Raw genomic sequence first — 26575 nt, 5'->3', positions numbered from 1 at the left:
TAAAAAAGTGTCCATGTAACCGTTTCACTTTTCTACCCCTGGCAGCCGCAGCCGGAATTCAGAAGGGGAGCACTCATAATAATTGCGGAACGCCTTGCTGAAATAGTTCTTGTCCTTGTATCCCAGCATTTCAGAGATATCCTGAATTTTGAGGGCAGGATCGGCCAGCAGTGCTGCGGCTTTGTCCATCCTTACCTTTTGCACATACTCATGAATGCCGTAGCCGTATTGTCCCTTAAACAGCTTCATCAGATACTCTCTGCTCAGGAAATATTGTTCCGTGAACATCGATATCTTAATATCCTCGAAATAATGGTTATCAATATACGCCTTAATATTCTCCAGCACACTGCTGCGGTCTCCGGCTACTGTCCGGCTGATCTCGCCCGCATAACGGTCGAAGATATCGTTAAGCACGCCCGCAAACTGCTCAAAGGAGGCAAAGTCGCTAAGAATGCCCAGAGATGCCAGACTGCTGTCCTTCCCGCTGCGGATCTGCGGCGGCATAGCATCCAGCTCTGCAGCAATCTCGCCCAGCAGCAAAATAAAGCCCTGCAGCGTACGGTCCGCCTCCCCGAGCGTGAACCCTTCCGTCTCTTGGCATTTGCGGATGAACTCGCTGAGGATGCTGCGGGCATGGTTCACATTCCCGCTCTCCAGCGCGCTGCGGATCTGCGGCATCCGCCCGGTCAGGGAGGGAAGTTCCTTCGCTGCGGGATTCATCACAATGCCCTGCACAATCAGGCTGCCCCTCAGGCTGAGCAGGTCAATCGTATCTAGTGAGGCTTTGGCCTGCTCATAGGAGGCGGCAATACTGAGCGAATCGCGGCAAGGCTCCCCGATTCCGCCTGCACAGAGGATTCCGAACAGCTCCTTCAAGGTAGAGGCCGCTTTCTTCATATGGTGCAGCGACAGGAAGGCCGCATCTGCTTCATAACCACCCTTCATGGTGAAGATGGCAATGAATTCTCGCTCCCCCTTAGGACTGGCGAAGCTGAACGACTCGAATTGCCCGTCCGTGTTCTCATTCATCACATTCGTTACGGCAAAATGCAGCAAATCCCGGTCTCCATGGAATCTTTCCTTACGTACCTGCTCCAGATTAAGCATCCGCAGCAGGCCGACAGCGAAGTGGCTGGCCGCCCCGTCCGCCCCGATCAGCGGGAGAAAGGCCTCATTGGACTGGGTCTTGAAGCTCCGGTCAATGATGGACAGATACATCTTCTCCTTCAGCTTAGGCAGCGACATATTCAGTGTAATATTGCGGCTGATGAACTCGCTCTCCCGCTTCCGTTTGGCCTCCAGCACCCCCACTGCCTTGCGCAGCGCATGGTTAAGATCTGTACGGTTCACCGGCTTCAGCAGGTAATCCACCACCTTCGAGCGGATGGCCTGACGTGTATACTCGAAATCATTATAACCGCTGATCACAATCAGCAGCAGGTCAGGGAATTCCTGCTCGGCAATCTGCAGCAGCTCGGCTCCGCTCAGCTCCGGCATTTTCATATCAACCAGCACCAGATCGAACCGCTCGCGGCGCAGCAGCTCAAGGCCCGCCTTCCCGTCCATCGCCTCCCGCACCTCGCTTACACCGAGGCCCTCCCAATCCCCCAGGATATGAATCGCTTCGCGCAGCGGCTCCTCATCATCAATAATCAGCACTCTATACATGTTGTCCCACTCCTCCCCGCGGCAGCCGCATCTCCATTCGTGTTCCCTGTTCCGTGCTATGAATGACCAGCCCCGACTCTTCTCCATACAAAAGCTTCAGCCGGGTGTTCAGATTCTTCAGCCCGATACTCTCCATGCCGTCCTCTTCGTCCGTGTCCGCTGCGCGGTCCTCCCACTGGATCTGAAGTGAATTCAGCACCTGCTCCAGCCGTTCTCCGCTGATGCCCGGACCGTCGTCCAACACGGAGATCACGCTGTGTGTGCCGGTAACATGCGCCTCAATGGTGATGGTAACCGTACTCGATACCTTTTCCAGCGCATGCTTGATGCAGTTCTCTACCAGGGTCTGGAGCGACAGCTTGGGGATTCTCAGCTCCATCAGGCTCTCATCCCAGGCGTACACCACCTGCATCCGGCTGCCGAACCGCGCCTTCTGCAGGGCCAGATAACGTTCGATATGCCGCAGCTCCTCCCTTGCCTGCACCACATCCTTGCCGCTAATGCAGTATCGCAGGGTCAGGGCCAGGTTGTCCACCATCTCAACAATATCATCGTTGTTGTTCTTGAGCGCCTTGGTTGAGATCACCTGGAGCGCATTGTACAGGAAATGGGGATTAATCTCGGCCTCCAGCGCTTTTAGGACGGCGTTCTTTTCAACGATTTTCATTTTATAGCGTTCATTAATCAGCTCATTCGTCTTCTCGACCATCTTGTTGAAATGGCGCGACAGGTAGGCGATCTCATCCTTGCCCGCAACCGTCGCCTGCGCATCAAAGCTCCCGGTGCTGAACCGCTGCATCTGGAGCGACAGATTCTTCAGCGGATGGGTGATCCGGTTCGAGGTGAAGCTGACCAGCACCACAGAGACGATCAGGAACAGCAGGCCAATCGCCACACTTAACGTTCGCGTCGTTGTCGCCGCCTCATAGATTTGGGTGTAGGGGATCGGCTTGACGAGCTTCCAGCCTTCCTTTTGACTGATATCGTAAATTACGAGGTATTTCTGCCCCTTGCCGGACCAGGTTACGCGCCCCTTCTGCTCCGGTGTCAGCAGCTTCGCCAGTCCCGCCTCCCTGCTCTCCTCGTAGAATTCCTTATCATCCACCTTGAAGGGCTCGCCGTCCGGGCTGATGTACATCAGATGCTCTCCGGTGCTGAACGGGATATCCCGCATAATCTCATCGGTCACGGAGGAATTCAGATATAGCGATAATACCGCTTGCGGCTCGCGTGACACGATGGAGCGGATCAGCCGGTGGTAGCCCATGAATACCTTGCCCCGGTTAACGGGGTAATCGGCACTGTTCACGCTGGCCGGCCGCTCCTCCACGAACGACTGATAGGAACGGTTATATGGACTCTTAAGCGCCCGCTTATACCACGGCAGGTCATCAACAGGCGGATGCTCGGATACCCGGACGGTGATGTTATAGTTCTCCTTGGTGACATAATAATACTTCTGCTCCTTGATTACATAGAGGTATACAGCCTCCAGATCATTGCGCGAAAAATACAAATTCCGCAGATAATCCTCCAAGTACATCCGGGAGCTGTAGTCTTCCGATTCATGCAAAAGCGCATAATTGAACTCATCATAGGAGATCTGCGGCAGAGACAGCTGCTCAATCCCGCTCAGGTAGCTCTCCAGATTCCGTCCGACCAGAAGCAGGTTATTGCCTGTACTGGCAATGCTGTTATCGACCGATTCCCGCTGCAGCATGCTATAGGATATGTAGGTGAGTGAACTGACCACCAGGATGATGATAATCGTAAATAACAGAATCAGCTTGTTAGCCAGGCGGCGGGACACCCGCGCCAGTAAAGGCTCAATTAGCTTAACCCACGCTTTTCTCATGATGCTCTCCGCTCTCTCCGCTGCCGGTTTTGGGGACTTGTCCGGCCTCCGCAGTCCGTTCACCTTTTTACCCTTAACTGTACTCTTAAATCCATTTTTGACGATACGGGTCTGCTCTATAATACACAATATAGACTAACCGGAATGGTTAAGTGTGGCAAGCCAAGCCTAATACTCCCACCCTATAACTCAAGAAGAGGTGCATCCATGTTAAAAACACCCGGCAAAAGATGGCGCGAGAAATTCGAATTCGGAATCTTCACTCTCCCGGTTCTGATCTGTATCGCTGTAGCCTTCTATATTCCCTTCGCCATGACCATCCGCTATTCGATGACCAAGTGGAACGGGATCTCCAAGCACCCCAAGTTCATCGGGCTGGATAATTTCAAGCAGATCTTCTCCGGCGATACCAACTTCTCAAATGCTGCCTGGTTCACGATTAAATACGCGGTGCTCTACATTATCATAGTCAACGTGCTGGCGATTCTGCTGGCGGTGCTGCTGGACATGAAGCTGAGAAGCACCTCCTGGCTGAGAGCAGCCTTCTTTATCCCTTATATCCTCAGTCTCGTTATTGTCGGCTTCATCTGGAAGTTCATCTTCATGCAGGGCTTCAACTCGCTGGGCGAGAGTACCGGCTGGGCAATCTTTGATCTAAGCTGGCTCGGGACTCCTGGACTGGCCTTCATCTCCATCCTGGGCGTATCCATCTGGCAGTCGATCGGGTTCTATCTGGTCATTTACATTGCCGGTCTGCAGTCTGTGCCTGAGGATCTCAAGGAAGCTGCTACAGTAGACGGTGCCGGACCGCTGAGAAAATTCTTCGGCATTACGCTGCCGCTGCTTGCCCCATCGATCACGATCTCTGTGTTCATGGCGCTCACCAATTCGATCAAGGTATTCGATGTCATCCTGTCGCTGACCGGCGGCGGTCCCGGCGGAACTACGTATAGTATCGCTTATGATATCTACCGGGATACGTTCCAGAACAACCTGTACGGCTATGGTACAGCCAAAGCGCTCATTCTGTTCCTTGCTGTGCTTGCCGTAACGATTATCCAGCTGACCGTCTTCAAACGGAGAGAGGTGGAGGCCTAATGACAACCAACCACAACAAGGCAGGCAAGATCATCCTGGAGGTTATTCTGGTCCTCTTGTCTCTGCTGTTCTTGTATCCGCTGTTTCTGACCATTATCAATTCGCTCAAAAGCTTCGGCGAGGTCATGACCGATGTCATCGCCCTGCCGCAGAAGCTGACCTTCAGCAACTACTCTTATGTCTGGGAATTCATCAACTATCCGCGGCTGTTCCTGAACAACTTCATCATTACCGGTGTCGGCCTGCTCGGTATCGTATTCATCTCCTCCATCGCCGCCTATAAGCTGGCCCGGACCAAAACCAGATGGAGCGGTGTCCTGTATTTCCTGTGCATTATGCCGATGCTGATCCCGTTCCAGTCGATCATGCTGACGGTCCTCCAGACCGCCAAAAACCTCAACCTGTCGGAGAGCACCTGGGGACTGGGTCTCCTGTATTGGGGCTTCGGCGCTCCGCTGGCAGTGTTCATCTATCACGGCTTCGTGAAGGGTATCCCGACAGAGATCGATGAGAGCGCGACGATTGACGGCGCTTCCGGCTTCCGCCTGTTCTTCAGCGTCATCTTTCCGCTGCTGAAATCGGTCACCACGACCATTGTGATCATCGATGTCATGTGGATCTGGAATGACTTCCTGCTCCCGCTGCTGATGGTCAATGGTTCACCTGAGACGAAGACGTTAACGCTGGCGGCTTACACCTTCGTAGGCCAGTATACCTCGGACTGGCAGTATGCCATGACCGCTATGGTAATGGCGGTGCTTCCATCGATCGTAGTATTCATCTTCCTGCAGAAATACATTGTGAAGGGTGTTGTCGCAGGGGCGGTTAAGGGCTGATCCCTGTTAGCACCATGCAAAAAGGCGTCCTGTAAGCCGTAACGGCTACATGGGACGCCTTTTCTTTTTGCCGCGGGATACCCTAATGAGTCTGCAGCCATTCATTCTTGATTTCCGGCGGCAGCTCAAGCCCCAGCTCATTTGTACAAGCCGCTTCAAACTGCTTATAGAGCCTGCTGATATTCTCCATTGCGCCGCGTCTCCGATACATACCGATTAGCAGGCGGTTCATTTCCTCCTCCAGCGGATGCAGCGACAAGTATTGCTCCAGACGTAATTCCGCTGCCGCTTCATTTCCAGCCGTAAGCTCTGCCGCCGCCAATTCCCTGACCATTGCTGTATATTGCTTGAAATATGCTTCCTCTAACGGGATCTTCCATAAGTAATTCTTGCCTTCCAGCAGCGGCCCCTGATACAGCAAGCAGAGTTGTTCGGCTTGCTCTGCAGTCAATCTGCCCTCACTGTGGACCTGCTGCAATTGATGATACAGAAGGAGATCATATTGTTTATTTGCTGTGTCCAGCATGTAACCGTCATTAAGCTTCTGTATGCTCATCGGAATTCCGTTCTCTTTCAGGACTTTTTTTAGCAGGTACAGGGTATTATGCAGATTGGATAATCCCCGCTCACCCTTCGCATCCTGCCATAACAAATCAATAAGCTTCCACTTGCTGATATACCGGCCAGGGTGGCACAGAAGATAAGCGAACAATTCCTCGGTCCGGCGGGTTCGGAAGTGAACCGGGAGTCCGTCCGGATTAAGGACTTCAAATTCACCGAAGCAGCGGATAGAGAAGCTGGACTTGAGGGTCTCTGCGGGAATGAGGGTTGACCGGTGCTTGAACAGCCGCCCGGTGACCCGCTGAATCGCCTGCGGCGTGACAGGCTTGAGAATATAATCAAGTGCACTTACTTCGAATGCTTCAAGCGCATAATCCTTATAAGCCGTAGTGAACACAATCTCTGCCTGACCCAACTGTTCACGGAGATGCACGGCAAGCTGCAGCCCGTTCATCCTCGGCATCTCCACATCAATGAACACGATATCCGGCTGCAGCTCCTGCAGATTCGCCAAGGCCTCTACCGGATTTGTAAAAGCTCCAACAATGCTATAATTGCTATTTTGGCCAACCAGTACCTTCATTAAATCCAGGATTGGCCGTTCATCCTCAACGATCATCGTCCGAAACATAGAAACCCCCTCCTTCACGCAGAATCATATTTACTCCTAATCCTCAGAAGCCCCTTGCCCGGAGCCGCTGAGCGGCAGATAGATCGTAACCTTCGTCCCGCTGCCTGCTTCCGAATGAATGCTTAAGCTGGCTCCCGGAATCGTATCCAGACGCTTGCGGATATTCTGAATACCGATGCTTCCTTGCAGCGCTCCTTGACTGTTCAATGTATATAGCAGGTCAGCGGGAATGCCGACACCGTCATCTTCGACTAAGATCTTCATGTATCCGTCTCCAGCCTGAATCCTTAAGGCAACCTTGCCTTGCCCCTCCTTCTCGAACAGTCCATGACGGATGGCATTCTCAATAAACGGCTGGATACAGAGGGATGGGATATTCACTGCCTTCAGGGAATCATCCACCTGGCTGCTATAGTCGAACCTCTCCCCGAAGCGGGCTTGTTCAATTTCCACATAGGCTTGAATCAGCTCCAGCTCCCGGTACAACGGAATGACGAGTGTGGAGCGGTCCATATCCAGAATAAAGCGCATATATTGACTGAGCATGGTTAACAGATAAGCTGCCTTGACGCCATCGGTATAACAGAATGAGATGATACTGCTCATCGCATTATACAGGAAATGCGGTTTGATCTGGGCCTGATGGAACGCATGCTCATGCCGGATCGCTTCCTGAATCGACGATTTCATGGCCAGCAGGTTATGAATCCGGGCCATCAGCGTCTCGCTCTCAAAGGGCTTGGTCACAAAATCATTCGCCCCGGCCCGGAAGCCCAGTGCAATATCGGAAGGTGCATCCTTGATGGTGGCGAACAGAATCGGCAGATCCAGTATAGAGTGACGGCTGCGCAGTGATTGGCATAATTCTATCCCCGATGTACCCGGCATCATGATATCCAGAATGACAAGATCCACTTGCTGATATTCCTGCAGTTTGGTCAATGCCTCCTTAGCGGAAAAGGCTACCAGCACATTATACTCATGACGGCGGAGAATATTCAGCAGTGTATGGATGTTGGAGGCCTCATCGTCTACAATCAGAATGGTCTGCCCTTCCCGGTTCAGTACATCAAGCACCGTATAATCAACATCGGTATGCAGCGCGTAAGGTTCGGCGGTCTGTTGATCTTCGGGAACAGGGTCCACTACGGGCAGCGTAAATACCATGCGGGTTCCCTTCCCCTTCTCGGACCAAGCCACCCGAATCACGCCGCCCATACGCTCCACCAGCTTCCTGCTGATATACAGACCTACCCCCATTCCGGTATATCCGTCCTGCGGCAGCAGCCTGTCCACCTGCTCGAAATATTCAAAGATCGCCGCATGGTTCTCTTCTGATATCCCCGTTCCGGTGTCCTCCACTTCAATGAAAACCTCACTCCCGGCTAATCTCGCTGTAATCTGAATCGATCCCTGACGGGTATGTTTGATCGCGTTATGAACCAGGTTATACATCACCTGCCGCAGTCTGCTCTCATCCGCGAGTACCCAGGTACCAGCTTCCACCTGATTGAGCAGTTGCACTTCTTTGCCCGCCAGCTCGAACCGGAGAATATCATATACGATTTGGACAGCCACTCTCAGATCAACGGCGGTCTGGTGCAGCCGCAGTTCTCCGTGCCTAAGCCGGCTGACATCGATCAGATCCTGGATCAGCATCGACAGCTTAGTAGACGTATCCTTAATCAGCCACAGGTTCTGCTTCTGGCCTGCATGCAGATTCTCTTCCTGATTCTCCAGTAAAAAAGAGGTCATATTCATAATTCCATGGAGCGGTGTCTTGATCTCATGAGAGGTATTCGTCAGGAATTCGTCCTTAAGCTGGTTCGCCGTCCATAGCTTGCGCGATAGAATCTCTGTTTTGGCATACGCATTCGAGAACCTTACAGCCAGCAGGATATTAATGAGCACAATAAATGCAATAACCCCGCATCTTCCTGTAAAATTACTCTGCACAATATTCTCGGAATAGAGGCCGTCATTCATCAGATAGATCATCAGCGCAGTGGCTCCGCCAATGAACAGCATCAGCTCCGCACGATCTTCCACTTGACTCTGCCTGCGGATATATAAATAGACCATTCTCGCTACAATGCCGAGCATAACGATCCAGAGATATAATATGAAGAAATATTTCACACGAATATGCACCCCATACGGCAAAAGAACAACCATAACAAGATAAGCCATAAACGGGGTAAGAATCAGCCTCAGCCTGCGCAGCGACATCAGGTGCGACTCTACGGTACAAAAGAACACAATAATCAGTATCGCGCTAAGAAAATGGCTGACATCCAGCAGCTTATACGAAAAATCAAAGGGAACAGACGGCAGGAGACGCTGAAACATCTTTTCTCCATACAAGGAGTTCTGCAGGGCCAGAAACAATAAGAAAATTCCGCTAAGCAGATACTCCTTCTCTTGGCGACCAAAAAAATAGAAGCTGAGGTGATAGGCACCGAACATGGCCAAGATCAAAATGACTCCGATATCCGCACCGATCTGTACCATATTGCGACGGGTGATGTCCTCTTGTGCTCCAAGCGTGAGGGAGTTCACAATTCCTCCGGTGACAAAATTGTAGTTAGAGACTTGAATCACAACCTCAAGCTTGCGGGCATCCGGATGAAAAAATACCGAATAGGGTGTGTTGCCTGGTTGAAACGCGCTTTTGTCGGTGGAAGGAAGACCGCTGGCCCCCTCCTCCTGTCCACCAATAAACAGACGGTGGGCCATGCGTATGCTTCTTATTTTCAAGCCGAGTATTTCATCGGTATCCTCCAATAATATCTGCAGACGGTAGGTGCCTGACCCCCTGTTGCTGATCCCGCCATCGGGACGCTTACCTCGCCAGGTGCCGGGAACCTTCAAATAGACAGGCGGAGAATCATACTGGCCTTGCCGGAAATCCGCAGGGCCCAGCAGCTCATCCGGATAGAACTCCCATTCACCATCCAAATTCACGACTCCCTGCTGCTTGAGATTCCAATTGGACAGATCCAGTATTCCCTTCTCCACTCTTACCTTACTTTGAGGAGGGCGGGTCAGTGAGAAGATCATAAAGATCAAAGAAAAAACAATCAAGAAAAATATGCCGATTCCCGCAAGTCTGCGGATATTTACCTTTCTCACAAACAGCCTCCAGTTCAAAACATCGATGTTCTCATTCTAACTTAATACACTTATAAAAATCTCACAAAATACTCAAGCAGAAAAAAGCACCATCCAGTGGAGGTTCCTGGACAGTGCTTCCTACTTGCATTATCTTGTTAATCCGATCCGGTACACCGGCGTTGCAGTCACACTATGGAACACGGCAACAGCTTCGCCCTCGAATACCTTCTCCACAGCCATGGCGGCATCGTCAGCCAGCTTGACGGCACCGGTGCGGCGCGGCGTGGTCTCCAGTACGATCTCGCCCCGGCGCAGCACCTCACGGAACCGCGACAGGCCGATTTCCCAAGGCAAGCCGTTATAGAAATGGTCGTGGAACAGCTGTCCGGCAGCGAAGGCATAGCCTACATTTCCGGTATAGTCGATGCTCAGCAGTACTTCTTCCATACTCTCGAGGACATCCTCAGGCAGCTGGAGGACAACCTTGTGGTCCTGAATCCGGCGCATGGTAACCGCAACTTCCTTCTGCGGAACCAGCACATCATAAGCCTGGAACCAGCCCTCTTGTCGTCCGCTGACAACTGCATCCGCCTGGGCCGTATTCCACTGCGTTGCCGCTTCAGCGCCGCCTGAATATTCACGGAAGGTGAATGCATGCTGCCCCTGGCTGATGAATTCCATCCCGCCCGGGGTCTGAACCGGAGGAACCGTTGAGAAGATGAGGCGGCTGCGGCCGTTCTCTTCAAGCTCCCACAAGGTCGCTGCTTCACGAGCGCTCATGGCATAGATACGGACTTCCCGGGCTCCTTCCCGCCGGATCACAATCATAGAAGACTGGTCATGCGGAATCAGCACATTGTAGCCGCCGTTCTCTCCTACGTCCCCGGCATCCACAGTCACATCAAGAATGCCGGAAGCTGCATCGATCTGGAACTCACCGTCGACACCCTTCGGCATAGAGAAGAAGTAGGTGGCTGCTTCCTCCGTTTCAATCACCGTTACAGGCTGAGCTGTGGCAGCCTTAAGATTGAGACCATCCAGCGCGAAGTTGAACGGCAGCAGGAAGGAAGCTTTGGGCTGAACCGTCAGCTTGCTCCGCTGCGGGAAGCTCAGCGTCTCCTCTCCCAGTTCTACCGCAAATACAACCTCCTCGTGTGTATCCATCTCCACATGGTCCTGATAATTATTGACGAACACAAATCCCGACTTGCCGTCTGTGCGGACGGCATAACGCAGCGTATGCGCATCCTCCGGCGTAACTGCTTCTGCCCCCTCGGGCAGCACAGTCGCCATCGGTGCCAGCCGGTCTGCGAACCGGCGCAGGAAATAATGAAGCGGACGAAGCAGATGATTCGACTCGCGGATCTGGCCGAATTCGCCAATCGGCGCCTGGAAATCATAGGTCAGCTTCGGGGTAGTGCTCTCGTTCAGGTATCCCGTTCTTCCCACCGGATTCGTTCCGCCATGGAACATATAATACCCGATGAAGTTGCAGCCTCCGGCAAGCTTCATTAAAGTCATGGCGATGACACTTTCCGGCTCGACCTGGAACCGGGACAGATACCAGGTCTGCATGCCGCCGCCCATCTCACAGCAGGCGAACGGGTATTTCGTCCGCGGGTACGGCGGGTTGAATTCGCCGCCCGGTGCCTTGTCGTCATGGAAGTTCACGAATACATATTCCGGCGTTGGCTTCTGGACCTGATTCGGATCACTAATGCTCCAAGGAGTATAGGCATACCCGCCATACAGCGGAAGCACCTCATCCTCCAGGAACGGCGCCTCGCCCCAGCCGGTGCTGGTATAGATCGGAGCGATCAGACCCGAATCCACCGCATACTTTTTAAGCAGACGCATATGCTCTGACCCCGCTTCACCGCTAACACCGCCGCTGAGGTATTCATCACCCTGCTTGGCAGTTTCTTCCCAGAGTGCAGCCGCAGCATTCAGCTCATTCTCCAGCTGGATACCGATCACCGGGCCGCCATCCTTGAACATCTGCCCGTCGGCCTGAGTGCCAATCTCCCGGAACAGGCGGTCCACATACTTCAGGTAGCCCTCATCATTGGAGCGGACCGCGAATTCGCGCCCGAACAGCCAGTCCGGCAATCCGCCGTTACGAACCTCGCCATGACAGAACGGACCCACACGCAGAATGACGTAGAGGCCATTATCCCGGCACAGGTCCACGAACCGCCGGAGATTGCGGTTGCCCGCCCATTCGAACACGCCTTCAAGCTCTTCGTGATGATTCCAGAAAATATAGGTCGCCACCACATTGATTCCCGACAGCTTCAGCTTGCGGATTTCGCTCTCCCAGTCTGCTTCAGGATAACGGGAATAATGGAATTCGCCGCAGATGGCGAAATAGGGCTTGCCATTCAGTTCCATATAATAATTGGTGAAGCTGAGCTCATCCCCTTGAGGGCTGGTTCCGCCCAGCCGCAGCGTAGACGGGTAGATATTCTTGGGAGACACATGAGCCTGAATCGTATACTTCATAAGAATTGCTCCTTTGCCGAAAAGTATAATTCATGTACAACCTATACCTATAATTTCACAAAAACTGCCCCAAAGCTAATGCTTTGGAGCAGCCCGTAAGCTTATGCTGTTATTTCTGCGCTGCGAGGAATGCATCGATCTGTGTCTGCATTTCAGTCTGTACTTTATCCAGACCTGCTGATTTCAGCTGCTTGATAAGGTCAGCCTGGCCTTTAGCCAGATCATCAATCAATCCGTATTCCAGCGGAATGGCATAACGCAGCATTACGTTACCGATGTTAGCCACTTCGTTCTTCACTGGTGTAGTGTCGAAGACGAAGGTTTCGAGCGGGAAGTGATAGATGCTGGACTGCCAAGTGTTGAACATATCGTCCGCTTCCTTAGGATAAGCTGCATCCTGACGGTTCAGCGGGGAGTTCCAGCCCCAGTTCGAGAAGCCTGTGTAGTTAGCGGCAGCAGGACCGGCGGTGAACTTCTTGTCGCCTTCCGGATTGTAGTTGCTTCCGGCGATACCGTACATCGTCAAATCATGAATTTCTTTGTCATTCTGCAGTAAATCGAGCAGCATCAGGGCGCGCTCAGGATTCTTGGAGGTTGCATGCACGGACATCCCGTTCTGCGTCGAGATCGCAGCAATTTTCTTTTTGTCCGGGGTCAGATCTGCAATGCCCAGCTCTACATCCGGTTTGTCACGGCGCATTTCAGCCAGGTTAGCAGCTACAGTACCCAGGTTATGCGCATAAGAGGATACCTTGCCTGCTTTGACATCCTGCCATACATCATTTTTGTTGCTGACTACGTTCTTGGACCACGCGCCGTTATCGGCCAGGTCTTTGTAATATTTAAGCAGGGAAGTGAATTCGGGTGTGTCATAGATATTGAAGACTTTACCGGACGCATCATCCAGCTTGTACGCCAGCGGAAGCAGACTTGCATCTACCAGGTTGAAGTTGTTGTTCTGCTCAAGCAGCGTCTGATCCAGCTCATGGAATTTCCAGCCGTCCGCCGGCTTGGCTCCAAAGGCAGTAATCCCTTTTTCATCCTTGGCAATCGCCTTCAGATAAGTCGCATACGATTCAGGACTGTTGATTTCCGGCAGGTTCAGCTTTTTGCGCAGATCCTCGCGGTACAGCACCACTTTGTCGGTTACTTCAACATTGTTGTTCGGAACCATATAGAGCTTGCCGTCCACCTTTGCCTGCGCCCAGTTTACTTTCGGCATAGCCTCCCAGGTCTGCGGCATATACTTGGTCAGCATATCATCCGTTAGCTCCAGGAATCCGCCCTTCAGCGCCTGATCGTTATAGAAGGCCCAGTTTGCAGTATACACGAGGTCGAAATCTTCGTTCGCCGCGAATTTCAGCGGGTATTTCTGGGTCCAGTCGGACCAGTCGAGGAATTCAGTTTCTACAGTAGCATTGATTTTCTCCTTGAGCTTGGTGTTCAGCTCTCCGAAGACCTTATCATAATCCCCAGGCTGTGGCCCGAGCAGAATCATTTTGAGCTTTACTTCTTTGGAGGTGTCCGGAGCGCCTGAATTGGTTGCTCCTTCCGATGTCGCTGGAGCCTTAGTAGCCTCCGCTCCTGTATTCGCGTTATTATTGCCGCCGCCGCATGCACTGAGGACCGTCCCTAGTGCCATCATCGTTGCAAGCGTTACTGTAAGTTTCTTTTTCTTGTTCATCATGACCGATATTTCCCCCTTAAGTAATAGTTGCCCTAAGTCTTATATTGATAACCAGGTTACCCTGTGATCATCCTTTGACTGCACCAATCGTAAGTCCTGTTACAAAATACTTCTGGATGAACGGATACGCCAGCAGGATCGGCCCTGTAGCCACAATCGTCATGGCCATCTTCAGACTTTCGGTTGGCAGGTCCGTGTTGACTACCGCACCGGAAGCCATCATCGCCTTACGCATTCCATCCATGTTGCCTAACATTTTGTAGAGATAATACTGCAGCGGCATCAGCTCCGACTTGGAGATGAAGAGAAGTGCGTTATACCAGTCATTCCAGTAGGCCAAGGCAATGAACAGACCAATGGTCGCCAGGGCGGGCTTGGACAACGGCACAATCAGCTGCATGAAGATCCGGAAATCGCCGGCTCCGTCAATTTTGGCGGATTCTGTAATCGCATCCGGGATGCTGCCCATGAAGGACTTCATGACAATAATATAGAAGACGTTCATCATCATCGGCAGAATCAGTACCAGAAGTGTATCCTTCAGATGCAGGTAGTTGATGATCATCAGATACCATGGAACCAGGCCGCCGCTGAACAATGTAGTGAAGAAGAAGAAGAAGGAGAAGCGGCTGCGCCATTTGAAATCTCTCCGGGACAGCACGTAGGCTGTCATTGATGTCAGGAACAATCCGACGATCGTACCGATGGCTGTAACGGAGATCGTCACGCCATACGCTCTGAGCATCTCAGCCGGATACTTGAACAGCAGGCTGTACGCTTCTGTCGAGAAGGCGGTCGGGAAGATCTGGAACCCTTTCTCGATAATCGCGCTCTCTTCACTTAGAGAGGAAGAGATCACCAGAATGAACGGGAAGATACAGAATATGGCCAGTATCGTAAGGGTTACGTATCCGATGACGGATAGCACCATTTTGTCCCGGTTTGCAGGCTTTCTGCGTACTTCCGGTGATTGAATATTAGCAGTGGTTGAACTCATCGGGCATTACCTCCTTGTCCTAGAATAGAGCGCGATCCTTATCGTATCGGCGTACTGCGTAGTTGGCCAGCATGATGGTTGCGAAGCCGAGCAGAGATTGGTAGAAGCCGGCTGCCGCAGACATCCCGATTTCATTGGATGTGGTCAGCGAGCGGAAGACGAAGGTGTCGATTACGTCGGTGGACGAGAACAGCAGGCCGTTGTTGCCGACCATATTGTAGAACATCCCGAAGTCTCCGCGGAAGATATTACCGATCGCCAGCAGCACCAGAATGATGACTGTCGGCATCAGGTTCGGAATCGTAATTTTCATAATACGCTGGAAAATATTCGCGCCGTCAATTTCGGCGGCTTCATACATCTCGGTGTCAATGCTTGTAATCGCGGCCAGATACATAATCGTTCCGTAGCCGAGTGTCTTCCACGCGGATACGATGACCAGAATGAACGGCCAGTAGGCTGCCGTATTATAAATATCGATTGGCTGCATGCCCAGTCCCTTCAGCAGCACATTGACTGTACCTACATCGAAGTTGAACAGGTTGTACGCAATCGCGCCCACAACAACCCAGGAAATGAAATAAGGCAGGAACAATACCGTTTGGGTCAATTTACGGAACCATTTGCCCGCTACTTCGAACAGCAGGATGGCTGCGAAGATCTGAAGCACGTTGTTCACAACGATGAATGCGATATTATATAGCGCTGTATTTCGGGTTACGCGCCAGGCGTCACCGGAATCAATGAAGAATTTGAAGTTATCCAGCCCGTTCCACGGACTGCCGAATACCCCGCCCGTATAATCAAATTGCTTGAATGCCAGCACAATGCCCGACATGGGCAGATAAGCAAATAGCAGAAAGAACAATACTGCCGGTGTCAGCATAAGAAGCAAGGATTTGTATTTCTTGACGTCATCCCAGAATCCGTGTTGTTTCTGTTTCATCTTGAATCCCCTTTCCCATTCCCATTTCTCTATAGCCTTATTATAAATAAGCGTCCATCCGGTGTGGATTAGGGCTATCAACTAAAACTAATACTTTTTCAACGATCCGTTTAAATATATATACTTTCCAAAAAAACAAAAAACGTTGCCTCTGATTTGAAAACCAGAGCTGGCAACGTTTGGCAAGTGGGAATTCTATATTTAAAATAAAGCTTATATCTTCTGCTTTTTGCGGTATTCCCCCGGCGTCATGCCGGTGATCTGCTTGAACTGACGGTTGAAATAGATGATATTCTTATAGCCCATCCGTTCGGCTATCTCATAGATCTTAAGCGTCGGATCACTGAGCAGCTCGAACACTCTGCCTGTTTTCCGTTCGTTAACGTACTCGCTGAAGGGAACTCCGTATTCTTCCTTGAACAGGAAGCCGAGATAATTCGGGGTGAAGTCGAAGTGGGCGGCTACCTCCTTCAAGGTGATCTTCTTCTCCAGATTCTCCTCGACATAATTCATAATCTCGTCGATCAGCTTGCGCTTCTGCCGCTGCCGCTTCACATACAGCAGCTCCGACAGCTCGAAGAATCTCCGTCTCATCCACGACAGGATATCGTGAATCGTCTCGAACTGGAACAGGATATCCGGCTGATGGGACTCCCACTGGAGCAGCTCATACAGATTCTCATTCTGCTGCTGCAGGTCCGCATGCAGCTTGGAGGTGATACGGATAATCAGCTCATAGACATCCTTCTTGCCGGCACTCGTGAACAGCTCCAGCAGATGATCGTCAATCGCCACCAGATCGTACTGGATGATAGCCTCCAGCAGCTGCACAACGGTCTGCTCAATTCTTGCTCCCGGCGTTCCGCGCGGGGAGGACTCCAGATTGTCGCGGATCAGCCGGTTCTTGCCCAGCAGCCACTTTGCACTGAGTGCTGCCGTTGCCTGCTGGTAGGATTCATGCAGCCCCGCCTCATCCTGGGCGTAACGCCCGACCCCGATGGTCAAGGTGCAGGGTGAGCTCACGGCCATCTGCTTAATCAGCTCATCCAGCAGACTCAGGAAGCTGTCCGGCGGAAGGCTGCACAGAATGACGAACCGGTGATGATGGACAGGAATCAGCGTTCCCAGCTGGTTGCTCTCTACGAACGCTCTAATCAGTCCGGCCATCTGCCGCGTCTTAACCCGCGCATCCTCCTCGGACAGGTCACGCATTTTCCATTCCAGATCATCGATCTCAATAATCGCTGCAGCCGCCCCCTTCATGAGCAGCGGACTCAGGGCACTGCGCAGATGCTGCTCCGCAGGTTCAGGCGATGCATCCTCGAACCAGCGCAGAATCAGCTCCTTATTAACCAGAGACAACGCCTCAGTGAAGGAACGGTTCTTCTCCCGTTCCTGCTCCAGAGCGGCAGACAGAGATTCCAGCATCTCGTAGAGATCCTTGTCTTCTACAGGCTTCAATAAATAACCGGAGGCATTGATCTCAATTGCTTCCTTGGCATAGCTGAAATCCTCATGGCCGCTGATGAAAACAATTTTGACCTTCGGATTCAGTACCTTCGCCCGGCGCGCAAATTCCGTCCCCGTCATAATAGGCATCCGTATGTCTGACAGGATGATATCCACCCGCTCCTGCTCCATGATCTTAAGCGCATTGAAGCCGCTGTTCGCCGTTCCTACCACTGCAAGATCCAGCGGGCTGGCCAGTACTCTGCGCCGCAGCCATTCCAGATCAATCGCTTCATCGTCAACCAGCAATACATTGATACTCATCGCAATCTTGTCCTCCTGTACTTATAAGGCTGGCTTCTACAGCTCCTCATGATCCTGAAGTCCGGCAGGGAGCAGCAGCCGCACGGTTGTCCCGCCTCCATAGAAGCTGGCAATACTAACCCCGTACGCCTCGCCGTATCTGAGTTTGATCCGCTCATCCACATTTTTCACACCGTAACCGCCTGACTGGCTCGGACCCTGCATCATACGCTTGACTCCCTCAGGGCGCATGCCGATCCCGTTATCGATAACCTTGAGTTCAATATTGTCCCCCACCCGCCTGCCGGTCAGCCGTATGGCAATGGTCTCACCGAACCAGGCGTGCTTGAATATGTTCTCCACAAAAGGCTGGAGCAGCAGCTTAATTACCTGCATATGCAGAATTTCCTCTTCCACATCCACGTGCAGCGTGAAGGCATCCGCGTATTTGACCCGCTGAATCTCCAGATACGTAGCCACCTGGTCCAGCTCCTTCTCCAGCTCAATATAGACATTGCCCTGATTGAGCGTCAGCCGGTAGAACCGGGACAGCCCCTGGACCATCTCCGTGACCTTGCCGATCTCCCCGAGATTAGCCAGGCTGCTGATTGTGGAGAGCGTATTGTATAGAAAATGCGGATTGATCTGCGCCTGCAGGGCCTCCAGCTCCGCCTGCTTCTTCTGAATTCCCTGCACATACACGCTGTTGATCAGGCCCTGAATGTTGGAGGCCATATCATTGAAGGAGTCTGCGATCTGCACGAATTCATCATTGCCGGAGAAGCGGATGCGCTTCTGGAAGTTCCCGTCCTGGAAGGAACGCACCAGGCCTACGATCCGGCTCATTTTGCGGCCGGATATCCGTGCCACCACATACCCGATCAAGGTCATAACCAGGAAGCTCAGACTGCAGACCGCGATAATCACACGGCGCAGCCGTCCGGCATCCTGGGTGAGATATTTATGCGGAACTATGGCTTCAATAATGAAGTTACTGCCCGGAATCGGTTCCTGCAGCCTGAGGAAATTCTCTTGTCCGCTGCTATTGTTGGCGGGACCGCGCTGGAACAGAATATCCCCGGTGGTCTCCTCCACAAGCCGCAGCGTAATCCCTTCCTCCAGCGGGAAGGTATCGAAGCCGCCGAACAGATCCTCCAGCGATACTGTGATCCGCACATAACCGATCAGCGATTTGTAATCACTGAAGTTGACGAGTCTGCGCACATGCGAGAGGTTGCCCAGCTTCTGATCCGTATCAATCTGCAGCCACAAATTATCGCGCTTGGAATCCTTCAGTGACCGGTACCATGGACTGCCTGTAATATCGTCCAGGGGCAGAATATAGTAATCACTGGTAATGATCGGGTCATCCAAATTATCGCCTGACACAATGTTCAGATCAGCGTTCGGGGTGTAGAGCATGAAGCGGATCTTGTTCCCGAACAGCTGCAGCGGTGCGGTAATCTGAGGGACAATCTCGTCAAGCATCGTCAGATAGATCTCAAATGGGGTCCCCTTCATTTCGAGCGCACGCTGGAACGGCTGGCTGCCGAACAGGTTGTCCGACATCCGCTGTATTTCATCCATCTGATAGCGGATATTGTTCCTCGACTGCTCCATGCCTGTTCGGATGTTGGACTCGGCCATCTCTGTCCGGGAATCGGTCAGCATCGAATAGGAGATATAGCCGATGAACACATCCGTAAGCAGAACCAGCAGCAGATACGGAATCATCATTTTATAGGTGAAAGGCATGTACTTCTTAAGCTTGGGCATCATTCCCTGACATCCTCTGCATAGAATTCGTTATAGCTATTCTATTCTGAAACGGACCGCAGCACCACTTCCGCAGACGCAAGTCCAGGAGAGACAGCCCGAATCTGTATATCGCCCGCTATGGCAGCCGTCTGAATCAGCGCCAGACACCAGCCGTTAAAAGCACGCCGCAGCACCGACTTATCCGGCTCATGGCTGCTTGGATTGCCGTTGCCAACGCCGAGCAGCCTGCCTGCGCCAGCAACCTCAAAGCGGATCTCGTGATCCGCCGCCGGAACCACATAGCCCTGCTTGTCCAGCACAGCTACACGAACCGGAACTGTATCCGAACCATCCGCTTGCGCCTCTAACCGGTCAGGGAACAAGGCAATCTGGTACGGCTGGCCGGCGGTGACCACAGTCTTCTCAGCGATAACACGGCCGTCCCGTTTGCCGGCGGCTTGCAGCTCACCTGGTTCATAGAGAACCTCCCACGACAAATACCCGTTCATATCCGCCTGCTGCTCCCCCAGACTTCTGCCGTTCAGGCTCAGCTCGACCGTATCGGTATTCGCGAACACCCTTACCTCAACCGGCTTACCTTCGGACCCGGGCCAATTCCAGTGCGGAAGCACATGGACCATCGGCTCCTCCCTCCATACGGACTGCATGTAGTAATAGCTGTCCTTCGGGAAGCCGCAGGTATCCATCAGCCCGAAATGCGAATTGATGCAGGGCCAGAGATGGGGAGTAGGCTCCCCCCGGTAATCGAAGCCTGTCCACATGAACACGCCGGTCAGGAAGCGGTGCTGCACCAGATCGCTCCATGCCTGCTGCGGAGTACAGCCCCATGAAGGGATATTCGTACCGTATTCAGAGCAATAACCCTTAACCGGATCATCTTCATAGATGCCCCGAGTGGCAGTATAACTGGCACATTCACTGCCGATCATGAGGCGGTCCGGGTGCCGCTCATGATCCCGGAGGTCGATGTTCAAGTCTTGCCTGTGCCCGTAATTATACCCTGTAATCTCAACAGCGTCATTATAGCCGTTCTCATGCCAGCCGTGGTTCATCGCTGCACAGGTCGGCCGGGTCGGGTCTATGCGGCGTGTCCAGTCCGCAAGTGTCTTCAGCACCCGGGCTCCCGTCAGCGTTCCCTCAAGCACCTCTTCATTCTCCAGACCCCAGATAATGACGCTCGGGTGGTTGCGGTCACGGTAGAGCATCCGTGACAGCTGGCTCAGTCCATTCGGGCTGCTGTCCAGCTTACGGTTCTCGTCCATCACCAGCATACCGATCCGGTCACAGATATCCAGCAGCTCAGGTGTTGGCGGGTGATGGGCGCTGCGGTAGGCATTGGAGCCCATCTCTTGAAGCAGCTTCAGCTTATATTCAATCAGACTGTCCGGCAATGCTACGCCGACCCCGGCGAAATCCTGGTGATTGCAAGTCCCCTTGATCAGCAGCGGCTCCCCGTTCAGGAAGAAGCCTTCTTGCGGATCGAAGCGGATGCTGCGGATACCGAACACGGTCTCATACCGGTCGAGCTCTTGTCCGTCAACAATAACAGCCGTCTCCGCCCTATACAGATAAGGAGATTCCGGGCTCCAGAGCTTCGGCTGCTCCACGCTGAAGCTCTGCTCCAGCTCTATTTCTGCATACCAGTCCGCATAGGCCTCCGCCGTCTCCTCGACGACCTGTATTCCATCCGCATCATAGATAACGGAACGCAGAGAGATCTGCTTCCCCTCGGTGTAATCATTGCGGATACGCGTACGAAGCTGAACCGCAGCCTGTTCTTTTATTACCTCCGGTGTGATAATATAAGTGCCGTATTCGGCCACATGCAGGCGGTCCGTTGACTCTAGCCAGACATGCCGGTAAATGCCGCAGCCTTCATACCACCAGCCTTCGCATTCTGTAGCATCCACCTTGACGAGTATGACATTCAAGCCCTCCTCACCATAGCGGAGCACATCCGTCAGATCATAGCTATACCCGATATATCCGCCCTGATGCGAGCCGATCAGATGCCCGTTGACCCAGACTGTGCTGGTGCCCGATACCCCGTCGAAGCGGATCTTCCACTTGGAACCGTCAGCTTCTGCCGGAAGCGCGAAGGTTTTGCGGTAGAAGCCCGTCCCGCCGGGCAGATATCCATGGCTGCCATCCCTGGAGCCTAGGCCCTCATCGCGGACATACTCCTGCTCCACACACCAGTCATGCGGCAGGCTGACGCCCGTCCATTCCAGCGGCTGCTCGCTCATTCCTTTATCATGGTATGCGATATCCAGCCACTCCCCCTCCCGGAGAGAGCCCGCATCTGTAATACCGCCGGTCATTCCGCCCTTAACGGCATAAGGAATATGAAGCTCCCCTTGATAGAAGCCCCAGTTCCCGTCAAAATTCACTTTGCTTCTTGCGATTCCCGTTCTCACTGATGTGTCATCCTCCTTGGCAGAACTAATATTCCTATTGTAGAGTAGAATCACTCAGCGCGGTTAGCACAATGCTAAGAATGAATAGCACAAAATGAATAATACCGGAAAGACGCCAAACAGCCCGGAGAGAATTAGGAAACGGCTCCCCGGGCTTATAGGATAAGAATTCATATAGATTGAGCTGCTTCATGCGCAGCTTGCCTCACTACTTCTCGCTGACCGCCCCGCCCGCTGCAATCTTCGCATTGAAGGAGAGCTGGTTCAGCTTCTTGATGGTCTCTTTATTGTAGGCATCCCCCATGAAATTCGGCTGGCCGCCAATGATTTTGACCGGTGTAATGCTGCTGGTTACCCCTGACGGGTTAATGGTGAAATTAACCAGCATGGAATGCAGGGTTTTGTCTCCGCCACGTGTGGAACGGTTGAACACAAAATTGCCCAGTGAATAATAGATCGGCTTATGCTTGTAATATTCAATGCCCATCAGACAATGACTATGCGCACCCAGGATGATATCTGCTCCGCTGTCGATCATTTGCTTGGCCAGCTTGCGGGCATACGCTTCAGGATAATCCTTGAATTCCTGATTCCAGTGAATATATACAACCGTATAATCATTATCCTTGGCAGACTTCTTAATTGCACTCAGCAGCGGCTCTGCCGTATAAGCGGAAGCTGCACCCGGGCTGTTCTTGCCTGCATACCAGGAGGGGTCAGATAGCACACGGCTTGTACCCAGAACGGCGATCCGCTTGCCCTTGACGGTCTTGACATACGGTTTGAAGGCTTCCTCAATATTGGCACCCGCACCGGTATGCCCAATGTTGTTCTTATCCAGATGAATCAGCGTATCCAGCATTGCGTTACGGCCGTAATCCAGAATGTGGTTATTAGCTACGGTGACACCGTCGATCCCCGCTTTGGTTAATCCCGCAAGTGCCGCCGGCTTGGAGCGGAAGGCGAACGTCTTACTGGCTGCAGTTCCGCGCACAGAGACCGGAGTCTCCAGATTGGCAAAAGCCATATCTGCCTTCTGCAGCACCGGTGCTACCTTGGCGAACGGGAAATCAACGCCATACTTGGCAATCTGGTCGCCGACAAAGCCGTCCAGCAGAATATCCCCGGCAAACGCAAGGCGGATCTCCTCCTGCGGGGCAGCCCCCTTGGCGCTTATCCCAGCGGCAGGGACCAGCAGAAGCAGAATCATGAATATAACAGCATATCTGCGCAAAGTGCTCTAGCTCCTTTTTCTAATGTAATATAATAATGACTGAAGCAGTTAAGCATGTACAGCCAGATCATTGCTGATCATCCCCATGAGATTGTCTCCTTCTTTCTTCTGCCTTTGAAGCTATTCTACTACAATGGAAGGAAACAACCAAATGATGGATGAACTTTGCTAGATTTGCGCTTTTTTGAGCACTGCCCGGAAGCAGCTTAGGCCGCCCCACTGATCTGTACGCACGGCATCTGCCGGAAGATTGAAATCCGTCTCGCCCCAATACTGAAAGCCGGCCTGCAGCAGAATTTCATTCATCCGCGGCAGGTTGACTGTAGGGTGATCAAAGGTCAGCACCAGCAGTCCTTCTCCATTCAGCGTCCTATGAAACTCACGGACAGCCAGTACTGCTTCCTGCACAGACAGATGCTCCAGCACCGAGATACAAAAAACCGTATCAAAGCTCTCATCCTCATAAGGCAGTGAGGTCAGATCAGCCTGGGCGAGATGCAGCCTGTTCACAGGTCCGGCCTCCACCTGGCGGGCTGCAGCTGCTCCGGCATCCTCGGTGATATTCTCCATTATCGCTTCATGCGACAGAATCCGGGCATCCTTATCACAGGCATAGACCTCAGCGCTATGCTCGGCAAGATAAAATTTAAGCGGGTGTGAAATTCCGCAGGCTGCGTCCAGTACCACATCATACGGTGAGATGAAATGCGTACACCATTCGTATTCATACGGACGGCTCCACCAGGCTTCCGGCAAATCATAAACCAGCTTGTCACGGCGTGCATCGGTATTTACAAAAAAACGGGAGACGTAAGGATGTGTCGGCATGGCCAGGACTCCTTTACTCGTGGGGATTTCGGTAGTGAGAGTATATTCACGAATCCCGGTTTCATGCTATAACCTCGCAGCAGCCTGACATGGGGATTATTTCGTAAGCTTCATAAAGTAGATTCCTATACCCAGATTATAAATGGCATGGGCAATAATCGATGGAATCAACGAATCCGTAAAGTAGAATAATAAAGCAAATATCAGGCCATTAATGAATACTAATCCGTAAGCCAAACGTACCCCTTTATACTGGGGGATATGAATAACCCAAAATAAAAAAGTACTTATGACAATCACAACTCCATCAAGGAAAGAGCCATAACCTGTAAACAGTCCAATTAATACGCCCCTGAAGAAAAATTCTTCTACAATTCCTCCGCCCAGTGAGCTGACGGCAATGCCGCTTGGAGTTCTCATGATATTACGTATAAGCTCCGTACTTTCCGACTGAGGAAGCACCGTTTTTGTTTTTATGATAAGCCCCACAGAAATAAGCACTATAATCGTACCGGCGATCAGACCCAGTAAGGTAACTTTAAGAAAAGACCTCCCACCGGGAACAAACAAGGACTGGATATAGGGAATGATTTCACCCCACCGGAAAATTGCAATGAGTGCTGCGCCTAACACCAAAAACGGCACTAGACCTAACACAATTTGGAGCAGCCATTTATTATGCTGCCGGTTACTTAATTCACTCAATTTCTATTCCCCCTGCCTTCAAACTGGTTGTTATAAAAGACATGAATCGCTTCAGCGAAAAATTCCGCCATATCATCAGGCAATAAAGCCTTCAAAAGCTCCGATGGTTTGTCCAAGGCCGGGTCTGAATGAAACAGCTCGTTCATAGATACCGGAATAACGGCTAAAACTTCCTGTAACTCTCGTTGTACCTCTTGACTATCAGGACACAGTCCGCGGTGAATGGATGTCTGAAAAAAAGACAATAACCTCCGGTTTAACCGATCGAATGCTATCTGTTGTTGTTTATTTTTGGGCATAATTTTATCCACCGTGGTTGCAGGGAAGTATTGTTGTAAAATCGTTCTTTGATCTTCTTCTAACCGGATCGCATTCATGAGCAGCATCAGATCTTCATTGCTCAACTCGCCCGTTTCATTCATTAGTTTCTTGATTCGGGCTATCATTTCCAAGGATTCGTTTATTATTTTCCGCTTATCAAGAAGCACTGCCTCCTGCATTTCCATCAGTTCTCCAAAAGAATACGCGGTCTCTTCTAGCATTCGTTTGATTTCGGTTAGCGGCCAGCCCATACTCTTGAGCAGCTGTATGTTATAGAATTTCTTGAGGTCATCTCCATTATAAATTTTCTGATTGGCGCCGTTTTTGTTCTCAGGAACAAGAAGTCCGATTTTCTCATAATATCTTAGTGTCCTTATCGTCGTATTAACAGCGCTGGCGAATTTGCCCACCGTGAGCTCCATATGATCCCCCCCCTGTATTACCGTTATAGATTTATAAGTACCGTGTTTTTTATTATAAACTGTGACGTAACGTCCTACTCAATCCCTAATATTCAAGGTAGACCGATCCGCAAGCGAAACAGGCGCTACCCGTTAACGGACAGCACCTGTTCAGCGTAATCTATAGGACTTGTATCTGTAAAATCTACTTATACATAATAGCTAAGCAGCTTCGCATCGACGCCATGTTTAGCAAGCAAACCGTCCAGCATCTTGGACCAGTCATGGTCTGAGGTGCAGCGTTCCGGCCGGGCTTCGAACCAGGCAACCGACCGCTTCACGCCTTCCGCGAACGGCAGGGTGGCTTGGAAGTCTGGCACCAGACGCTTGATCTTGCTGTTGTCGAACACACTGCTGACTGCCTGATCCCCGATCAGCCCGTCCGCGGTTCCGGCCGGGGTATTCGCAGCGATGAAGTCCGTAGACATGTGTACCACCTTCGGCTCACGGCCTGCGGCCTCCCCGATGGCCGCATAGATCTGATTCCAGTTCAGCACCTCATCCGAGGTAATATGAACCGCTTCTCCGATGGCCTCCTGAAGTCCCAGCAAACCAACGAAGCCTTTGGCAAAATCAGTATTATGCGTCAACGTCCATAGAGAGGTGCCATCGCCATGAATGACGAGCGGCTGTCCCTTGCGGATGCGTTCCACCAGAGACCAAGGATGGCTCCAGCTGGTCAGCGCCGCCGGAATGGCAGTATCTCCGTAAGTATGGGAAGGACGGACAATCGTCACCGGGAAGCCGCTGCTCTGATAAGCTTCCAGAAGCAGCTCCTCGGAAGCAATCTTGTCCCGGGAATACTGCCAGTACGGGTTCACCAGCGGGGTCTCTTCGGTAATCAGGTAATTACGCTGGGGCTTCTGGTACGCGGAAGCCGAGCTAATATAGATATACTGCCGCGTCTTGCCGGTGAACAGGTCAATATCCGTCTGCACATGCTCCGGCGTGAAGGCAATCCAGTCGACTACAGCATCGAAATCATACCCCTTCAGCGCCTCGGCTGCCTGCTCCTTGTCACGGATATCACCGTGTATCACCTGTGCACCCTGCGGCACGAAGCCGCTGCGCTCTCCACGGTTGAACAGATACAGTTCTATTCCCCGTTCCACTGCCAGCCGGGAAACCGCCTGACTGATAAGCCCCGTTCCTCCGATAAATAGAACCTTCATCTGTATCC

Annotated in this window: 18 protein-coding genes; 2 read left to right on the top strand and 16 right to left on the bottom strand. The window is 52.0% G+C overall.

The annotated features are described in order from the left end of the window. Window positions 1–24: 24 nt before the first annotated feature. Window positions 25–1671, bottom strand: coding sequence for a response regulator transcription factor (locus NST04_RS32580; protein WP_341187914.1), 1647 nt, complete (start codon window positions 1669–1671; stop codon window positions 25–27). After that, complete coding sequence (locus NST04_RS32575) at window positions 1664–3526, bottom strand: cache domain-containing sensor histidine kinase (RefSeq protein ID WP_341187913.1); 1863 nt, start codon at window positions 3524–3526, stop codon at window positions 1664–1666. The genes NST04_RS32580 and NST04_RS32575 overlap by 8 nt, the downstream gene beginning before the upstream one ends. A gap of 207 nt (window positions 3527–3733) precedes the next feature. On the opposite strand from NST04_RS32575, the gene NST04_RS32570 reads away from it, so the two are divergent. Further along, window positions 3734–4624 carry a carbohydrate ABC transporter permease gene (locus tag NST04_RS32570; RefSeq protein ID WP_341187912.1) on the top strand — a complete coding sequence of 297 codons (891 nt, stop codon included), beginning with the start codon at window positions 3734–3736 and terminating at the stop codon, window positions 4622–4624. Then, a complete protein-coding gene (locus NST04_RS32565; protein ID WP_036692874.1) occupies window positions 4624–5460 on the top strand; it encodes a carbohydrate ABC transporter permease in 837 nt (278 codons plus the stop codon). Before NST04_RS32570 ends, NST04_RS32565 begins: the two co-directional genes overlap by 1 nt. 82 nt (window positions 5461–5542) lie before the next feature. Here NST04_RS32565 and NST04_RS32560 read toward each other — a convergent pair whose 3' ends face one another. The 14 genes from NST04_RS32560 to NST04_RS32495 all read right to left on the bottom strand — a co-directional run bounded on the left by NST04_RS32560 (window position 5543) and on the right by NST04_RS32495 (window position 26567). Continuing rightward, the gene (locus NST04_RS32560) at window positions 5543–6652 is read right to left on the bottom strand and encodes a response regulator (protein WP_341187911.1); all 1110 of its coding nucleotides are present in this window, start codon (window positions 6650–6652) and stop codon (window positions 5543–5545) included. A gap of 36 nt (window positions 6653–6688) precedes the next feature. Beyond that, the gene (locus NST04_RS32555) at window positions 6689–9712 is read right to left on the bottom strand and encodes a hybrid sensor histidine kinase/response regulator (RefSeq protein ID WP_445667980.1); all 3024 of its coding nucleotides are present in this window, start codon (window positions 9710–9712) and stop codon (window positions 6689–6691) included. Between the two features lie 201 nt (window positions 9713–9913). Beyond that, complete coding sequence (locus NST04_RS32550) at window positions 9914–12268, bottom strand: beta-galactosidase (RefSeq protein ID WP_341187909.1); 2355 nt, start codon at window positions 12266–12268, stop codon at window positions 9914–9916. A 109-nt stretch (window positions 12269–12377) separates the two neighbouring features. Beyond that, window positions 12378–13955 (bottom strand): DUF3502 domain-containing protein, encoded by a 1578-nt coding sequence (locus NST04_RS32545; protein ID WP_341187908.1) that lies wholly within the window; start codon window positions 13953–13955, stop codon window positions 12378–12380. Window positions 13956–14022: 67 nt separating this feature from the next. Continuing rightward, complete coding sequence (locus NST04_RS32540) at window positions 14023–14886, bottom strand: carbohydrate ABC transporter permease (RefSeq protein ID WP_445321849.1); 864 nt, start codon at window positions 14884–14886, stop codon at window positions 14023–14025. A gap of 85 nt (window positions 14887–14971) precedes the next feature. Further along, the gene (locus tag NST04_RS32535) at window positions 14972–15898 is read right to left on the bottom strand and encodes an ABC transporter permease (RefSeq protein ID WP_341187907.1); all 927 of its coding nucleotides are present in this window, start codon (window positions 15896–15898) and stop codon (window positions 14972–14974) included. A gap of 213 nt (window positions 15899–16111) precedes the next feature. Then, window positions 16112–17671, bottom strand: a complete 1560-nt coding sequence (locus NST04_RS32530; RefSeq protein WP_341187906.1) for a response regulator — start codon at window positions 17669–17671, stop codon at window positions 16112–16114. A 36-nt stretch (window positions 17672–17707) separates the two neighbouring features. Beyond that, the gene (locus NST04_RS32525) at window positions 17708–19429 is read right to left on the bottom strand and encodes a sensor histidine kinase (RefSeq protein ID WP_341187905.1); all 1722 of its coding nucleotides are present in this window, start codon (window positions 19427–19429) and stop codon (window positions 17708–17710) included. A gap of 38 nt (window positions 19430–19467) precedes the next feature. Next, entirely contained in the window at window positions 19468–21846 is a 2379-nt protein-coding gene (galA, locus tag NST04_RS32520) for a beta-galactosidase GalA (RefSeq protein WP_341187904.1), read from the bottom strand. 208 nt (window positions 21847–22054) lie between these two features. Beyond that, on the bottom strand, window positions 22055–23056 hold the full coding sequence (locus tag NST04_RS32515) for a CapA family protein (RefSeq protein ID WP_341187903.1): 1002 nt from the start codon (window positions 23054–23056) through the stop codon (window positions 22055–22057). A gap of 192 nt (window positions 23057–23248) precedes the next feature. After that, entirely contained in the window at window positions 23249–23908 is a 660-nt protein-coding gene (locus tag NST04_RS32510; protein ID WP_341187902.1) for a class I SAM-dependent methyltransferase, read from the bottom strand. Window positions 23909–24004: 96 nt separating this feature from the next. Next, on the bottom strand, window positions 24005–24613 hold the full coding sequence (locus NST04_RS32505) for a CPBP family intramembrane glutamic endopeptidase (protein WP_341187901.1): 609 nt from the start codon (window positions 24611–24613) through the stop codon (window positions 24005–24007). Then, a complete protein-coding gene (locus NST04_RS32500; RefSeq protein ID WP_341187900.1) occupies window positions 24610–25356 on the bottom strand; it encodes a MerR family transcriptional regulator in 747 nt (248 codons plus the stop codon). The genes NST04_RS32505 and NST04_RS32500 overlap by 4 nt, the downstream gene beginning before the upstream one ends. 188 nt (window positions 25357–25544) lie before the next feature. Further along, window positions 25545–26567: an SDR family oxidoreductase gene (locus NST04_RS32495; RefSeq protein ID WP_341187899.1), complete on the bottom strand. Its 1023-nt coding sequence runs from the start codon at window positions 26565–26567 to the stop codon at window positions 25545–25547. Between the last annotated feature and the right edge of the window lie 8 nt (window positions 26568–26575).

Source organism: Paenibacillus sp. FSL H7-0756, from assembly GCF_038006765.1.
Classification (GTDB): Bacteria; Bacillota; Bacilli; order Paenibacillales; family Paenibacillaceae; genus Paenibacillus_AQ.
This window is presented reverse-complemented; position numbering and strand designations above follow the sequence as displayed.

Coding starts and splice junctions, on each gene's coding strand:
- NST04_RS32580 (WP_341187914.1), bottom strand. CDS start 1,671: ATGTATAGAGTGCTGATTATTGATGATGAGGAGCCGCTGCGCGAAGCG.
- NST04_RS32575 (WP_341187913.1), bottom strand. CDS start 3,526: ATGAGAAAAGCGTGGGTTAAGCTAATTGAGCCTTTACTGGCGCGGGTG.
- NST04_RS32570 (WP_341187912.1), top strand. CDS start 3,734: ATGTTAAAAACACCCGGCAAAAGATGGCGCGAGAAATTCGAATTCGGA.
- NST04_RS32565 (WP_036692874.1), top strand. CDS start 4,624: ATGACAACCAACCACAACAAGGCAGGCAAGATCATCCTGGAGGTTATT.
- NST04_RS32560 (WP_341187911.1), bottom strand. CDS start 6,652: ATGTTTCGGACGATGATCGTTGAGGATGAACGGCCAATCCTGGATTTA.
- NST04_RS32555 (WP_445667980.1), bottom strand. CDS start 9,712: ATGATCTTCTCACTGACCCGCCCTCCTCAAAGTAAGGTAAGAGTGGAG.
- NST04_RS32550 (WP_341187909.1), bottom strand. CDS start 12,268: ATGAAGTATACGATTCAGGCTCATGTGTCTCCCAAGAATATCTACCCG.
- NST04_RS32545 (WP_341187908.1), bottom strand. CDS start 13,955: ATGATGAACAAGAAAAAGAAACTTACAGTAACGCTTGCAACGATGATG.
- NST04_RS32540 (WP_445321849.1), bottom strand. CDS start 14,886: ATGGTGCTATCCGTCATCGGATACGTAACCCTTACGATACTGGCCATA.
- NST04_RS32535 (WP_341187907.1), bottom strand. CDS start 15,898: ATGAAACAGAAACAACACGGATTCTGGGATGACGTCAAGAAATACAAA.
- NST04_RS32530 (WP_341187906.1), bottom strand. CDS start 17,671: ATGAGTATCAATGTATTGCTGGTTGACGATGAAGCGATTGATCTGGAA.
- NST04_RS32525 (WP_341187905.1), bottom strand. CDS start 19,429: ATGATGCCCAAGCTTAAGAAGTACATGCCTTTCACCTATAAAATGATG.
- NST04_RS32515 (WP_341187903.1), bottom strand. CDS start 23,056: ATGATTCTGCTTCTGCTGGTCCCTGCCGCTGGGATAAGCGCCAAGGGG.
- NST04_RS32510 (WP_341187902.1), bottom strand. CDS start 23,908: ATGCCGACACATCCTTACGTCTCCCGTTTTTTTGTAAATACCGATGCA.
- NST04_RS32500 (WP_341187900.1), bottom strand. CDS start 25,356: ATGGAGCTCACGGTGGGCAAATTCGCCAGCGCTGTTAATACGACGATA.
- NST04_RS32495 (WP_341187899.1), bottom strand. CDS start 26,567: ATGAAGGTTCTATTTATCGGAGGAACGGGGCTTATCAGTCAGGCGGTT.